The following is a 15,157-nucleotide window of genomic DNA, read 5'->3' on the forward strand; positions in this document are numbered from 1 at the left end:
GCACGCATCAATGCAAGCCGCAAGCCGATTGCTTCCGCAACGATATTTCGAATTGCATGGCCTGCGCCTTCAAAAATTTCGCCACCCGCTTGTCAGCCCCAAAAAACCACCTATAGTTCGCGCTGTCCGATATTGTGACCATATGTACAGTATATTGTACATCATGCAAGAGCCAAGGCTGCAAACAAGGCCCGCTGGCTCACAAGAGGGGAACGACATGATCAAGACTTCACTGCTGCGGAAACTCACCGATCGGCGCGCCTTGATGGCGGGAGTCGGTCTCGCCGTGCTGGCCTTCGCTGCCACGGCCGGCATGGCTCAGGCCGCCTCGAACTGCGTCAAGGGCGATCGCAAGGCGCCGTATCGCATCGGCTGGGCGAATATCTATTCCGTGCCGACCTGGATGAAGCAGACGGAAGGCACCATCGTCAGCGAAGTCGACGCGCTCAAGAAGGAGGGGTTGGTCAAGGATCTGATGATCACCGACGCCCAGGGCAATGCCCAGACCCAGATCCAGCAGATCCAGTCGATGATCGACGCCAATCTCGATGCCATCATCGTCGAGGCCGGCTCGTCCACGGCGCTCGATCGCGTCGTCTCCGATGCCTGCGCCAAAGGCATCGCCGTGATGAATTTCGACAGCCTCGTCGACACCGACAATCTTACCGCCAAGATCAACACGGATTCGCTCGAATGGGGCAAGCAGGCCGCCGAATGGATGGTCAAGCAACTCGGCGGCAAGGGCAAGATCATCATCATGAACGGCCCGGCCGGAGTTTCGGTCAGCGACGACCGCCGCAAGGGCGCCCAGCCGGTGCTCGACGCCAACAAGGGCCTGGAAATCATCACCGAGACCAACACCGAATATAATGTCGCACCCGCCCAGGAAGCGATGACCAGCCTGCTCTTCGCCAATCCGCAGATCGATGGCGTGCTGTCGCTCGGCGGCGCCCTGTCGGCCGGTTCGGTGCTGGCCTTCGACCGCCAGGGCCGCGACCAGGTGCCGACCACCGGCGAGAACGCCCGCCAGTTCCTGGAACTGTGGAAGGAGAAGAAGTTGAAGGGCTGGGGTACCATGCAGCCCAATTGGCTCGGCGCCTTCTCGGTCTATGCGGCGGTCCAGGCATTACAGGGCAAGACCATCCCGGCCAAGGTCAAGGTGCCGCTGCCGGTGATCGACGACAGCAATATCGACTCCTATCTCGCCCGCGCCGACAAGTTCCCGGCGGATGGCTACATCTACTCCGACTATGACCGGGCGCTCTTCGACAAGCTGCTGGCGCAATAGGCGTCGAGGTTCGCACGGAGAGTCTGTTTCATGATCGATCGTCCGCCTTTGCTGGAAGCCCGCCAGGTCCTGAAGGGCTTCTACGGCAATCCGGTGCTGAAGGGTGTCAGCATCGCGCTGCGCCCGGGCCGGGTTCATGCCCTGCTGGGCGAGAACGGTGCCGGCAAGTCGACCCTGATCAATCTTCTGTCCGGTGCCCTGGCACCGGACGGTGGTGAGATCGTGCTCGACGGCAAGTCCGTCTCGCGCTTCAACCCGGATCTCGCCCGCAAGGCCGGCATCGCCGTCGTGCAGCAGGAACTCAGCCTCACGCCCGAGCTCTCCATCGCCGAGAATATCGGCCTCGGCTCCTATCCTCGCCGTTTCGGCCTGGTGGACTACCGTGAGTTGCAGCGGCGCGTGAAGGAGGTCTGCGGCCTTGTCGGCCTGACCGAAGCACCGGATACGCTGGTCGGCGACCTCGCGCTCGGCCGCCGGCAGATGGTGGAGATTGCCAAGGCGCTGTTCCGCCGTCCGCGCGTGCTGATCCTGGATGAGCCGACCTCCTCGCTGTCGGGCCATGAAGCCGGCATCCTGGCGGGTTTGATCGGCAGGCTGCGCGAGGAGGGCCTGGCGCTCCTCTACATCTCGCATCGTCTCAACGAGGTGCGGGCCCTGTGCTCGCATGTCACCGTGCTGAAGGACGGCGTGGTCACCGCCGACCAGCCGCTGGCCGGCGTCGATTCCGAGGGACTGGTCAAGCTGATGGTCGGGCGCGAGGCCGGCGACCTCTTCCCGGCCTGGACGCCGCGGACCATCGGCGAGGAACGCATCCATGTCAGGGGCTTTTCAGCCGGCATGGTGCGCGACGTCGATTTTGCCGCCCGTTCCGGCGAAATCGTCGGCATTGGCGGCCTGGTGGGGCAGGGGCAGGAGGATTTCCTGCTCGGCCTCTATGGCGCCATTCCCGCCTCGGCGCGGAGTGCCAGTCTGGGCGGCAGATCGGGGCTGTTCGCCACGGTGGGCGCCGCCAATGCCGCCGGCCTTGCCTATGTGCCTGCCGACCGCAAGAAGGAGGGGCTGATCCTGCCCCATTCCATCGCCTCCAATCTGCTGCTGCCCTCCCTCGACCTGCAGACACGGCGCGGCCTGCGCGATGGCGGTCGGGAGCGCTCGATGGTGGCCGAGCTTGCCAGGCGCCTCACCATCAAGGGCGATACCGCCCGGCCGGTCCAGGCCCTGTCCGGCGGCAACCAGCAGAAGGTGGCGCTGGCCAAATGGCTGCCGCTCGATCCTTCGGTGCTGCTGCTCAACGACCCGACGCGCGGCGTCGACATCGAAACCAAGAGAGAGATCTATCTGATGCTCCAGGGTTTTGCCGCCGAGGGCAAGCTGGTGATCCTGCTGAGTTCGGATACCCCCGAACTCGTGCATCTGTGCGACAGGGTCGTGGTGTTCAGCGAGGGGCGGGCGGTGTCCATGCTCGATCGGGATGCAATTTCCGAGGAAGCCATCGTCGGCTCCGCCATGGGCGTCTCCAAACGGGAGGCCGCGGCATGAGCGCTACCGTCTCTTCGTCCAGCCTTTACATGGCGGTCCAGCGCCGCCGCAATCGCGACCTTGGTGGCCTCTATGTCGTCGTTGCCCTCTTCCTGCTGCTCTATGCCTGGCTCTTTCCCGGCATATTGAGCCTCGGCGGCTTTTCGAAATTCACCCAGAACTGGTTCCCGCTCGCCTTGGTCACCATGGCGCAGGCCCTGCTGATGCTGAATGGCGGCATCACCCTGGCGGTCGGGCCGATGGTGAGCCTGGGGGCGGTCATCGCCGCGACGACGATGGGCGGGCCGGCCGGTTCGGTCGGTGGCATCGTCCTGGTCGCCCTGGCCGGATTGGCGATCGGCAGCCTGATCGGCGTGATCGTCGCCTATCTGCGCCTGCCGGCCATCATCGTCACGCTGGCGGGCTCCTTCATCATCACCGGCGTGGCCCTGTTGATCCTGCCGCGGCCCGGCGGCTTCGTGCCGCCCTGGTTCTCCGAATTCCTGGCCGGCGACGGACCGACGGCCTTCATCCTGCTCCTCATCGTGCTGGTGGCCTGGAAGCTGTTCCTGGCCACGCCGACCGGCCTCGGCATCTATGCCGCCGGCGACAATCCGGTCGGCGCCTATCGCTCGGGCGTGCCGGTGGAAAGGGTGAAGGTGATTTCCTTCGCCGTCTCCGGCCTCCTCGCCGTCCTCGCCGGCCTCTTCGTGGCGGCACAGACCGGATCGGGCGACCCCGTCATCGGCAATCCCTTCACGCTGAATTCGATCGCCGGAGCGGTGCTGGGCGGCGTCGGCTTTCTCGGCGGCAAAGGCACCATGCGTGGCGCCATCTGCGGCAGCCTGCTGCTCTCGGTGATGATCAACGTGATGTTCTTCCTCGGCTTCCCCCCGGTCGCCCAATATGTCGCCCAGGGCCTGATCATCGTCGGGGCCGTGGCCATTCCCGAACTCTCCGCGCGCTGGAGGAGGAAATGAGCAATCTGTCCGCCACTGTCAGGGGGCTTTTCAGGAATCCAGCGCTGCTCACCTTGATCCTGGTGGCGCTGGTCTGGCTCGTCGCCAGCCTCAGCCTGCGCGGCTTCGGCGCCTATGGCCATCTGCGCTACCTTCTGGAACTGGCCGCCGTGATCGGCATCGTGGCCGCCGGGCAGACCCTGGTGATCATCATGGGCGGCATCGACCTTTCGGTCGGTGCCGTGATCACTGTCACCGCGATCATGCTGCCGCTGATCTCGCCGGGCTGGGACGCTTCGGGGTTGATCGGCATCGTTGGGGCCCTGGCGATCGCCACCGGTATCGGGCTGCTCAACGGCGCCGGCGCTGCCTTCCTGCGCGTGCCGCCGATCATCATGACCCTGGCAATGGCGACCTTCCTGCAGGGCCTGCTGGTGATCGTCGCCGGTGGCAGCGCCGTGTCCGTGACCAACAAGGCCGTGATCTGGCTGGGTTCGGCACGGCCGCTCGGCATTCCCGCCGGCATCATCCTGTGGATCGTCGTGTCGCTGGCGGTACTCGTGCTGTTGCACCGCATGCCGATGGGCGTGCGCTTCCTGGCCCTGGGTGCCAACCCGGTGGCGGCTCGGCTGTCGGGCGTCAGCGTCGTCAGAAACACGCTGCTGCTCTATGCCCTGTCCGGTTTCTTCGCGGGCCTTGCCGGCACCCTCATCCTCGGCATGAACCGCCAGGGCTATGTCGGCATCGGCGATCCCTATCTCCTGATGTCGATCGCCGCGGTGGTGCTTGGCGGCACCTCCATTCTCGGCGGCAAGGGCAGCTATGCCGGCACCATCCCGGGCGCCATCCTGTTGGTGACCACCACCGCGTTGATCACGGTGGTGAATGCCTCGCCGGGCTGGCGCTCGATTATGTTCGGCTCATTGATCCTGGCCCTGCTGTTGATTTCAGGGCGTGAGGCGCGCCGATGACCCGCCGCTATGACGGGCCAGTCATCGACCCGCATCATCATCTCTGGGACCTGTCTCTGCGGCGCCACCCGTGGTTGCGCCCCCCGGAGGGCGAAGAGAGAGAACTGGTGTTCGGCAGCCTCGCGCCGATCCGGCGCAATTATGGTGTCGCCGACTATCTTGCCGATGCCGCCGGGCAGAGCATCGTCGCCACCGTACATGTCGAGGCCGGTTGGTCTTCCGAATATCTCCTGGAGGAAAGCCGCTGGCTTGAAAGCCTCGACAGGAATTCGGGTGTGGCACGGCGCATGGTGGCGCGCGTGCCGCTCAATCGTCCCGACGCCGCCGCGCTGCTGGAGGCGGAAGCGGCAAACGGCCTGGTGGTCGGTATCAGGGACATCGTCAGCTGGCATCCGGAACCCGCCAAGAGTTTCGCCCGCTCGAAGGACCTGATGGGCGATCCGCGCTGGCGCGACGGCCTGCGTCAGGCGACACGGCTCGGCCTCTCCTTCGACCTCATGCTGTTTCCCTGGCAAATGGAAGAAGCCCTCGGTCTGGTTGCAGATTTTCCCGATACGCTCTTCGTGCTCAACCATTGCGGCAGCCCGGCCGACCGCAGTCCGGAGGGCATGGCGCTGTGGCGGCGGGGCCTGCAGGCACTGGGGCGGGCCGACAACGTCCTCATCAAGATCTCCGACCTCGTCGCCTATGATAGAGATTGGAGCCTCGACAGCCTCAGGCCGGTGATCGAGCACTGCGTTGCCTGTTTCGGTCCGCGGCGCGCCATGTTCGCCAGCGATTTCCCGGTGGCTGGGCTGCATGCAAGCTTCGCGGAGGTCTATGACGCTTTTCGAACCGTCGCCTCCGAATTCAGCGCGGATGAACAGCGGGACCTTTTCTTTGCCACCGCCGACCGGGCCTACCGTCTCGGTCTCGATAAAGCCGCCACCAGCGAAACCTGACCCATGTCCGACCTCCATCTTTCCCTCGATGCCATCGATGACCGCGTGCGGGGCTTTCCTGCCGGCCATAGACCCTTGCCGCTCGCCGAAATTGGCCGGCAGGGCTGGAAGCCCTATGACGGCACCATGTCGCTGCCGCTCATGTCGCTCGACCGCCCGGCCTTCGAGGGTAACGTTGAGCTGATGATGCGTTACGTCCGCGACCATGGCGTGGCGATTGCGCCGCACGCCAAGACGCCGATGTCCACGACTCTCGCCAGAGTGCTGGTCGAGGCCGGAGCCTGGGGCACCACCGTCGCCGATATCCGCCAGGCCTCCGTGCTGCTCAAGGCCGGATTCGATCGCCTGATCCTGGCCAACGAGATCGGTGGCGAGGCTGCTGTCAGGCGCCTGGCAGCGCTGCTCGCCGGACATCCGGAAGCGCGGCTGCATGTTTTCGTCGACTCGCCGGAACTGGCTGCGAGCCTGCTGGAGACCTGGCACAGACGGGACGACCTGCCGCCTCTCGGCCTGTTGCTGGAAGTCGGGGCCGGGCGAGCCGGGGCCCGGACGATCGGGGCTGCAAGCGCCGTTCTCGACGCGATCCTGGCGGGCGAGAACGCGGGCATCGGTCTGAGCGGCATCGGTGCCTATGAGGGCGCGGCCGCGACGGCCGATCCGGAAGAGAGTATCCGCCGCATCGATGAATTGATGGCTCTGACGGTCGCGACACACGAGCTCGTCCGCAGCCGTGTCGGAATGGAACGCCCCCTGATCCTGACAGCCGGCGGTTCGGTGTTTTTCGACCGGGTCATCGCGGGTCTTCGGCCGATCGGCGGCCGGGATGCTGCTACCACCCTGGTCCTGCGCAGCGGCGCGATCTTCTTTCACGACCACGGGGTCTATGAGCGCGGTCTTGCTGCCCTCGACGCTCGCTTCGGCTTCGAATTATCAAGTAAAATTGTTAGCGCTTCCAACGCATTCAAGCCCGTTCTTCGCATCTGGTCCGAGGTGTTGTCGCGCCCCGAACCCGGCCTGGCGATCTGCGGCATGGGCCTGCGTGACGTCGCCATGGATCAGGGGCTGCCACGCCCACTGGCGCTCTATCGCGAGGGACGCCGTATCGGCGCTCTCGATGCCGTGGCGGTTGCCCGCCTCAACGACCAGCACGCCTTCGTCACCACAGGCGGCGCGGATCTGCGCATCGGCGATGTCGTCGAATTTGGCCTGTCGCACCCCTGCACCTGCCTCGATCGGCATGCCCTCGTCTATGGCCTCGATGCCGATGGCACGGTGACCGACGTCTTCGCCACCTCCTTCGGCTAAGGTTTCGAAGGAACCCATATTTTCACGACTTTACAAAGGATTGCGTAAAAATGATCATGCGATATCAGAAAGGCTCGCGCATGAGCCAGGCGGTCAGCTATGCCGGTCTCGTCCATATCGCCGGCCAGGTTGCCGATAACCGCAAGGCCGGCATCGAGGCCCAGACGCTGGACGTGCTTTCCAAGATCGATGCACTTCTCAAGGAGGCCGGCACGGACCGCTCGCGCCTCCTGGCCGTCAATGTCTTCCTGCCTGCCATCGTCGACTTCGACGCCATGAACGGCGTCTACGATGCCTGGATCGACCCGGCCAATCCGCCGGCGCGCGCCTGCGTCGAGGCCCGGCTCGCCGATCCGGATCTGCGGGTCGAGATGACGGCCATCGCGGCCCTGTAGAAAGTTCTCCGCCATGCATAGCGGCCTCGTCCATACCCTCGATTTCGACGCCGATGGCCGCCAGAGCGGCCATCTGAGCATTCCCTATTCCATCGATCGCTCACCCTATTATCAGATCAAGGTCCCGATCCTGCGCGTGCGGAACGGGGCGGGGCCGAGCCTCCTGCTGATGGCCGGCAATCATGGCGACGAATATGAGGGCGAGCTGCAACTGGCGCGCCTGATGCGGCGCCTCGATCCGGCGGCGATCCGGGGCAGTGTCACCGTCCTGCCGGCTGCCAATCTGCCCGCCGTCATGGCGGCCAGGCGCTGCTCGCCCTTCGACGGCGGCAATCTCAATCGGGCCTTTCCCGGCGATCCCATGGGAACGCCGACCGCGCGGCTCGCCTATTTCCTCGAACACGAACTGTTCCCGCGCCACGAGGTGCTGCTCGACATTCATTCCGGCGGCACCTCCATGGCGCATCTTCATTGTGCCCTGATCGAGCGCCAGCCTGACGCGGAGCGCTCCATTCGCGCCAAGACCCTGCTCAGGGCGATGGCACCCAGCCATGCCTTCGTCGCCGACAATGGTTTGCATTCGCCGACCTCCATGGGAGGCGCCATGCGCGCCGGCATCATCGGTCTCAGCGGCGAGTTCGGCGGCGGGGGCACGGTGACGCCGGCCAGCATGGCGTTCACGGCGCGATCGATCGACAATCTGATGCTGGCGCTCGGCATCATCGACGGCCCCCTGCTGGGCAGTGACATCAGCGCCAAGCCGGGCTTGCAGCTGCTGTCGCTCTCACGCCATAGCCAGGGCATCTATGCCATGCGTCGAGGCTGGTTCGAGCCGGCCGTCGAACTCGGGGCCCGGGTTGCGGCCGGCGACCTTGCCGGCTGGTATCACGATCTCGAACGCCTGGAGCAGCCGGAGGAAGCGCTGCGCTTTGCCGAGGGTGGCATCGTGATCTCGCATCGGCTGCATTGCGACAGCCAGGCCGGCGACTGCTTGATGCAGGTGGCCGAACCGATCGAAGATTGAGGCGTTTTGCGATTTGGCGGAATCGCCAAGAGGCGTAAACACGTCGAGGCAAAGGGCATAGGCAAGGTGGTGTTTCCTCCCAACGCTCCTTGCTCCAGAAAGGACCAGGCGTCATGGCCGATACACTCATCCGGGGCGCACGCATCATCGACGGCACGGGAGCGCCCTGGTATCGCGGCGACGTGCTGATTTCGGGCGGCGCCATTGCCCGTATCGGCCAGGACCTCAAGGCCAGCGATGGGGCCGCGATCGTCGATGCGGCCGAGCGCTATCTGGCGCCCGGCTTCATCGATGCCCACTGCCATGATGACCTCATCTTCCTGCGCGAGCGGGACCGGCCGGAAAAGGCGCTGCAGGGCGTCACCAGCATCGTGGTCGGCAACTGTTCCTTCTCGCTTTATCCGGCGGTGCCGGCTTCGCGCGAAAATCTGCGGTTGCATTTCTCCGGCCTGCTCGGCGAGACCCTGGACAGCGAGATCTTCGCCGACCTCGATGGCTATCGCCAGGCGCTGACGGGGGAGGGCATTGCACTCAATCTGGTGTCGCTGGTCGGCCATGCCGCGCTGCGCCTCGCGGTGATGGGTCATGAGCGCCGCCCGGCCAGCCCCGCCGAGATCGAAGCAATGTGCACGCTGCTCGCCGCCCAACTCGGCCAGGGCGCTGCCGGCCTCTCGCTTGGCCTCGTCTATCCGCCGAGCGCCTTTGCCGAGGAGGACGAACTCTTCGCGCTGGGAGACACCGTGCGCAGCCATGGCAAGGTGCTGGCAGCCCATGTCCGCTCCTATGAGGCCGGCCTGATGGATGCCATCCGCGAGTTCGGCGGCATTCTCCGGCATTCCGGTTCGGCGGGCCTGCTGTCGCATCTGCAATCGGCCGGCCGGCCGAACTGGGGCCAGATCCCGGCGGCGATCGAACTGCTCGAAGGCATGCGCTGCGAAGGCATCGACATCAGTTTCGACATGTATCCCTATCCGGCCGGCAGCACCTGGCTGCTGCAATTGCTGCCGCCTGCCGCCATGGATGGCGGGCTCGATGGCCTCAAGGCCCGCCTGCGCGATCCCACGCAATTGGCAATCTTGCGCGAATGGGTCGAACATGGCGGTCCGGCCTTCCATGGCCAGAGCAAGGTGTCGCTGATCGGCTGGGGCAATGTCCGCTTGTCGGCGGTCGGTACCGCCGAGCTCAAGCACCTGGAGGGCCTCGACATGGAGAAGGCGGCGGGTGAGCTCGGGGTCACGCCTTTCGACCTGATGCTGCGCTTCGTCGAGGAGGATGACGGCCAGACCGGCATCATCCTGTTCCAGCTCGATGAGGACGATCTGCACGCCGCCTGCTGCAATCGGCTTTACATGGCCGGATCCGATGGCCTGCCGCGGCCGGGCTCCAAGCCTCATCCGCGCGCCTTCGGCACCTTCCCGCGCATTGCCGGGCAGCTCCGGCGCGACAAGGACTGGTTCAGCCTGGAAGACGCCGTGCGCCGCATGACGTCCGTGGCCGCGCAGCGCTTCCAGCTCTCGGACCGGGGCCTGGTCCGCCCCGGACTTGCCGCCGATCTCGTGCTGTTCGAGGACGCCATCACCGACCGGGCGACCTTCGAGAACTCGACCCAATTGCCGACCGGCATTTCCCATGTCTGGGTGAACGGCGGAACCGTGGTGGCCGAGGGCCGCCAGACGGGCGATCGGCCGGGCAGGGTGCTCTAAAGCCTGTCGACTTTCGACGCGATGGCGGTGACGGCGGCGCGTACCCAATCGAGCCGCTTGGCCGGTATCAGGCCGTAATTGTAGAAATTGATGCCTTCGGCGCCGGCGGCCACGGCCGCCTGCACCCGCGCGACCAGATCGGCGGCACTGCGGTTCTCCGGATAAAACACCCGAAAACCGGCTCCCAGGAATTTGCCGGGAGCCAGGGCCTGGCGGCCCGCGGCAAGCACCTCGCCGATCTCGTTGGGGGACATGTCGTAGCAGCACAGGATGAGGCCGTCGCATATCTCGCCCACGGCGGTGTGATCGACGCCGCCGAGCCAGCCATCCTTGAGGTCGATCAGTACGATCTTGGTGGAGGGATCGGCCTTCTGCCGGATTTCGCGGATCAGGCTGGTCACCGGTTCGCTGCGCCAGGCCAGGAAAGCATGCAGTTCGGCCCAGGCCTTGAAGGCATCGATGCCGGTGGCGGGAAAGTCTGAGAATTGCCGCTCCGGGGTTTCTCGCTCGCATAAATCGGCGATGAAGCGCCGCACGGTCTCGCGTGCGGCCGCCCCGTCGACACCGGCCCGCGAAGCCCTTGCCAGGCAGTGGTCGCAAAAACAGAGCGACAGCAGGAAGTCATCCTCGGTATTCAGGCCGACGCCATCCTTCTCATGATGATATTCATGCGCAAAACCCATGAAATTCGGGCTTTCGAGCTCGAGCATATCGGGCTTGTAGGTGCGCGTGACATCCTCGACCAAGGTCACCACATAATCGCGCGCCGCCGGGCTCGACGGACACAGATTGTAGTAGTTGGGGTTGCCGAAGGCATTGCGCGTGACGTGACCGGGATGAAGCATGCCGAGCCTCGTATTGTGCAGGCACACCGTCCAGCAGGAGACCCGAGGGCCACCAAGGGCGCGCTGCTCCACCAGGGCTGCCAGCATGTCGCCGCGCTCGGCGAGGTTTCGCGCCACCAGCGGCCGGATTTCCTTGCCCTGCCACAGCCGTTCATCCGGCCTGAAATAGACCGTGCCGTCCTCGGGGAAATAGGCCTTTCCGACAGGGCTGCGGGGCTGGAGGAAGCGGCCGGCGTGATAGGATGTCGCCAGCGAGATCGTGTTGAGGCCGGCGCGATCCCGCAGGTCCGCGACAGTTCCGGCCAGCCCCTGGTCCTGGATGTCCCAGGGATAGGTCCACATGGATAGATGCATGGTCGTTCCGCTCCGGCGTTCCGCAATCCGACGAAATTTTCGAAAGACGCAAAATCGTTTTTGAACAAGAGATTACGGCAAGATCTTCCCTCGTCGATGCACGTCCTGCCTGGGTCGAATCGTCTGAGGATAGAATTCGAGCTGCGCCGGAACCAAGCGGAATGTGCCCCCCGGCAGCGAAAAGCCGCAGGGTTTTGGCGGCCGGGTATGGCGGCATTGGAGGGCACCATCCGGACGAAGTCGATTGCTCAAGCCTTGGCTTGGACCGACCGTTTCAGGAAGGGGGGACACAGGAGATAGAGCAGAGCGCCTGCCAGCCAGGTCCAGCCGCTCCAGGAAGCCAGGGAGGCGGCGTAGATCGCGGTGAAGAGCAGGGGGCCGATGATGGATGTCAGGCTGGTGAGGGCCGATAGCGATCCCTGCAACCGGCCTTGATGGTTCTCGCCGACCTCCCGCGACAACATGGCCTGAAGGGCAGGTGCGCCGATGCCTCCTGCCGCCAGCGGGATCATGATGGCGAATGCCATCCAGCTTTGCGTGGCGAAGGCCAGCAGCACATAGCCGAGCGCGTCGGCGGACATGCCGAGGATGACAGCACGGTCTTCGCCGAGCCATTGGGCCAAGGGGCCGGTCACGAACCCCTGGGCGACGGCGTGGAGAATGCCGAAGGCGGCCAGGGACAGCCCCACAGTGCCCGTATCCCAATGGAAGCGGCTTTCGCCGAACAGGACCCAGATCGACCCAGGCACCTGGCCGACCAGTTGCATGACGAAGAACACTGCCATCAGAGCCATTACCACCGGCAAGCCACGCACCCAACGGAAAGAGGCAATGGGATTGAAGGCAGCCCGGGAGAGAGGCCGGCGCTCGCCTCGATGGGTTTCAGACAGCAGCAGGAGAGCGAGCAGCCCATTGAGGCCGTTCAGGCCGGCAGCCATCAGGAAGGGGGCATGCGGGGAAAAGCCTCCGAGCAGGCCACCGAGGGCGGGCCCGCCCACCAGGCCGAGGCCGAAGAACGCGCTCATCAGACCGAAGCGCCGCGCACGCCGACCCTCCGGCGTGATGTCGGCGATTGCCGCGCCTGCCACGGCTGCCGTCGCACCGGTGATGCCGGCAACGGCGCGCCCGACATAGAGCACCCACAAGACCGGTGCCGTCGCCATGATGGCATAGTCGACGGTCGCGCCCGCCAGCGAAGCAACCAGCACGGGGCGGCGGCCGAAACGGTCCGACAGGGCCCCGAGGGCCGGCGCACACAGGAATTGCATCAGGGCATAGATCGCAAGCAACACGCCATAATGCCTGGCCACCGCATCGGTATGGACGAGATTGCGCAGGAGTTCAGGCAAGACCGGCATGACTAGGCCGATGCCGATGGCATCGAGAGCAACGACGCCCAGTATCAGGGGTAAGGCGAATTTGGTTGTCATCGGCACGCATGGTCCCGTTCGATGTTAATTTATCATTGATAAGTGACGTCATAAAACTTATCGTTGATAAATAGTCAAGCCGGTGATGACGGATCCGGCTTACTGAATCGGGATCGATGGGGTAGTTCTCCATGGCCGCATCGCCGTGCCGGAGGCCGGCGCCTTCTGGAGGCGATGCTGGGGAAGGACGCCATGGCGAAGCTGCAGCGCGAAAAGGTCATTCGAGCCGCGCTCGATCTCTTGAACGAGGTCGGCGTCGATGGCCTGACCACCCGCAAGCTAGCCGACCATCTCGGCGTGCAGCAGCCGGCGCTCTATTGGCATTTCAAGAACAAGCGGGCGCTGCTCGATGCCCTGGCCCATGCCATGCTCGCCGAACGGCATACGCATGCGGTGCCGAAGCCGGGTGATGATTGGTGTTCCTTCGTCACTGGTAATGCCCGCAGTTTCAGGAAGGCCTTGCTTTCCTATCGCGACGGTGCGCGCATCCATGCGGGCACCAGGCCCAATGGGTCGGAAACCGCAAACGCGGAGACGCAACTGCGCTGCCTGACCGAGGCCGGGTTCACCACGGCCGACACCACCTATGCGCTGATGACCATCAGCTATTTCGTGGTCGGCTCGGTGATGGAGCAGCAATCGGCACAAGCGGACAAGGCCGAGCGCGGTGACATGCCTCCTCCGGCAGGGACATCGCCTCTGCTGGCAGAGGCCATGGAGACTTTCGATCGGGATGGCCCCGAGGTGGCGTTCGAACGCGGACTGAGCTTCATCATTGCCGGCATGAGGGAGAGGTTGCGCCGATGAACGCGATCGAGCAGGGACGTGCCTTGCGCCGGCTGCGCATGCTCAGGGGCATCAAGCAGAGCCACCTGGCGGAATTGCTCGGCGTGGACCAGGCCAGTATTTCCCGCTGGGAAAGAGGCGGCATGCCGCTCGGGCCAGATCGCTGGGCGGTGGTCCTGGATCTGCTTGCCGCATCACCGGCTTCGGCTGGAGATGCCGCCTTGAAGCGCCTGGTAACGTCTTCGAGTGCCAAGGTTCATCTCATCTGCGACGATAGCCATCGCCTGCTGGCCGCCTCCCAGCCGCGGCAGGCCGAATGGCATGCCGATTTGCCCGAACTGATCGGCAGGTCACTGCTACCCTACGCCTCGGATGAAATCCTGGCGGCGGAGGAAGGGCTCTTCGCGCGCGGCTGGCATGAAGGCTATCTGGCCTCGCTGACGCTGGAGACGGGAGCCAATCATGATGCTGTCCTGCCGATCGAACCGAGCCGCGTGTTGTGGGAACGCGTGCAGCTGGCGGACGGCAGCGCGGGACGGCTGGTCACCACCATCGGCTGACCTCGCGCGCTTGCATATTTTATGCGTGGCCAGCCCAGCTTGCGATCGTTAGTCGTCGGCGCCGAATGCCAATAGCGGATAGTTCACCATGACGATCTTGGTAACGGGCAGCGCCGGACATCTGGGCGAGGGGCTGATGCGCACCTTGCGGGCGGTGGGCCGGCCTGCCATCGGCCTCGACATCAAGGCCTCGCCCTTCACCGATGCCGTGGGTTCGATCGGCGATCGCGCTTTCGTCCAGCGCCACCTGCCGGGCGTGCGTACGGTTCTCCACACGGCAACGCTGCACAAGCCGCATGTGGCCACCCATGGCTATCCGGACTTTCTCGACGTGAATGTCCAGGGGACACTCGCGCTGCTCGAGGCAGCCGCAGCCACCGATGTCGAATCCTTCGTCTTCACCAGCACGACCAGCACCTTCGGCTCGGCCCTGACGCCGGCAGCGGGCGAACCAGCCGCCTGGGTCACCGAGGACGTGATCCCGATCCCGAAGAACATCTATGGTGCCAGCAAGATCGCGGCGGAGACCCTGTGCGAACTCTTTGCCCGCCGCCATCGCCTGCCCGTCATCGTGCTGCGCACCTCGCGCTTCTTCCCGGAAGCCGACGACGACGCACAGATGCGGGAGCGCTACAGCACCGACAACGCCCAGGCCAACGAGCTGCTCAACCGCCGCTGTGACATCCAGGACGCGGTCGATGCCCATATGGCGGCGGCAGAAAGGGCGCCGGCTCTCGGTTTCGGGCGCTACATCATCTCGGCGACGACGCCTTTCAGGCCGGAGGACTGCGCGGCGCTGCGGGCGGATGCGCCGGCCTTCGTGCACCGCCTGTTTCCCGATTGCGCCGAGCTCTACGCTGCCAGGGGGTGGACACTGTTTCCGCAGGTGGATCGGATCTATGTCAATGCCCGGGCACGGGCGGAGCTCGGCTGGCATCCGCGCTACGATTTCCGGCACATGCTCGACTGCCTGCGCGACGGCCAGGACTTCCGCAGCCAGCTCACCGGCGAGGTCGGCAGCAAGGGCTACCACGACAGGGTTTTCGCGGAAGGACCTTATCCGGTTCACGATTGAGCG

Annotated in this window: 14 protein-coding genes; 12 read left to right on the forward strand and 2 right to left on the reverse strand. The window is 65.0% G+C overall.

Annotated elements, in window-relative coordinates:
- Window positions 1–217 precede the first annotated feature (217 nt).
- The 9 genes from BA190_RS03725 to BA190_RS03765 all read left to right on the forward strand — a co-directional run bounded on the left by BA190_RS03725 (window position 218) and on the right by BA190_RS03765 (window position 10,104).
- A complete protein-coding gene (locus BA190_RS03725) occupies window positions 218–1,288 on the forward strand; it encodes an ABC transporter substrate-binding protein (protein WP_068282738.1) in 1,071 nt (356 codons plus the stop codon).
- Between the two features lie 30 nt (window positions 1,289–1,318).
- Window positions 1,319–2,827, forward strand: a complete 1,509-nt coding sequence (locus tag BA190_RS03730) for a sugar ABC transporter ATP-binding protein (protein ID WP_068282741.1) — start codon at window positions 1,319–1,321, stop codon at window positions 2,825–2,827.
- Window positions 2,824–3,786, forward strand: a complete 963-nt coding sequence (locus tag BA190_RS03735; protein ID WP_068282744.1) for an ABC transporter permease — start codon at window positions 2,824–2,826, stop codon at window positions 3,784–3,786. The genes BA190_RS03730 and BA190_RS03735 overlap by 4 nt, the downstream gene beginning before the upstream one ends.
- Entirely contained in the window at window positions 3,783–4,736 is a 954-nt protein-coding gene (locus BA190_RS03740) for an ABC transporter permease (protein ID WP_068282747.1), read from the forward strand. The genes BA190_RS03735 and BA190_RS03740 overlap by 4 nt, the downstream gene beginning before the upstream one ends.
- A complete protein-coding gene (locus BA190_RS03745) occupies window positions 4,733–5,677 on the forward strand; it encodes an amidohydrolase (protein WP_068282750.1) in 945 nt (314 codons plus the stop codon). The genes BA190_RS03740 and BA190_RS03745 overlap by 4 nt, the downstream gene beginning before the upstream one ends.
- A gap of 3 nt (window positions 5,678–5,680) precedes the next feature.
- Window positions 5,681–6,982, forward strand: coding sequence for an alanine racemase (locus BA190_RS03750; protein ID WP_068282753.1), 1,302 nt, complete (start codon window positions 5,681–5,683; stop codon window positions 6,980–6,982).
- A 50-nt stretch (window positions 6,983–7,032) separates the two neighbouring features.
- Complete coding sequence (locus BA190_RS03755; protein WP_068282757.1) at window positions 7,033–7,377, forward strand: RidA family protein; 345 nt, start codon at window positions 7,033–7,035, stop codon at window positions 7,375–7,377.
- Window positions 7,378–7,390: 13 nt separating this feature from the next.
- Window positions 7,391–8,401, forward strand: coding sequence for a succinylglutamate desuccinylase/aspartoacylase family protein (locus BA190_RS03760; RefSeq protein ID WP_068282760.1), 1,011 nt, complete (start codon window positions 7,391–7,393; stop codon window positions 8,399–8,401).
- A 113-nt stretch (window positions 8,402–8,514) separates the two neighbouring features.
- Window positions 8,515–10,104: an amidohydrolase family protein gene (locus BA190_RS03765; RefSeq protein WP_068282763.1), complete on the forward strand. Its 1,590-nt coding sequence runs from the start codon at window positions 8,515–8,517 to the stop codon at window positions 10,102–10,104.
- Here the strand turns inward: BA190_RS03765 and BA190_RS03770 are convergent.
- Complete coding sequence (locus tag BA190_RS03770; RefSeq protein WP_068282766.1) at window positions 10,101–11,303, reverse strand: hypothetical protein; 1,203 nt, start codon at window positions 11,301–11,303, stop codon at window positions 10,101–10,103. The genes BA190_RS03765 and BA190_RS03770 overlap by 4 nt on opposite strands.
- A gap of 248 nt (window positions 11,304–11,551) precedes the next feature.
- Entirely contained in the window at window positions 11,552–12,733 is a 1,182-nt protein-coding gene (gene tet / locus BA190_RS03775; protein ID WP_068282769.1) for a Tet(A)/Tet(B)/Tet(C) family tetracycline efflux MFS transporter, read from the reverse strand.
- A 192-nt stretch (window positions 12,734–12,925) separates the two neighbouring features.
- On the opposite strand from tet, the gene tetR reads away from it, so the two are divergent.
- The 3 genes from tetR (at window position 12,926) to BA190_RS03790 (ending at window position 15,154) form a co-directional block, all read left to right on the forward strand.
- Window positions 12,926–13,540, forward strand: coding sequence for a tetracycline resistance transcriptional repressor TetR (gene tetR, locus BA190_RS03780; RefSeq protein WP_068283039.1), 615 nt, complete (start codon window positions 12,926–12,928; stop codon window positions 13,538–13,540).
- Window positions 13,537–14,079, forward strand: a complete 543-nt coding sequence (locus BA190_RS03785) for a helix-turn-helix transcriptional regulator (RefSeq protein WP_068282772.1) — start codon at window positions 13,537–13,539, stop codon at window positions 14,077–14,079. The genes tetR and BA190_RS03785 overlap by 4 nt, the downstream gene beginning before the upstream one ends.
- Before the next feature lie 88 nt (window positions 14,080–14,167).
- Window positions 14,168–15,154, forward strand: coding sequence for an NAD(P)-dependent oxidoreductase (locus BA190_RS03790; protein ID WP_068282775.1), 987 nt, complete (start codon window positions 14,168–14,170; stop codon window positions 15,152–15,154).
- Window positions 15,155–15,157: the final 3 nt, after the last annotated feature.

It is taken from the genome of Labrys sp. WJW (assembly GCF_001676615.1).
In the GTDB taxonomy this organism is placed as follows: domain Bacteria; phylum Pseudomonadota; class Alphaproteobacteria; order Rhizobiales; family Labraceae; genus Labrys; species Labrys sedimenti.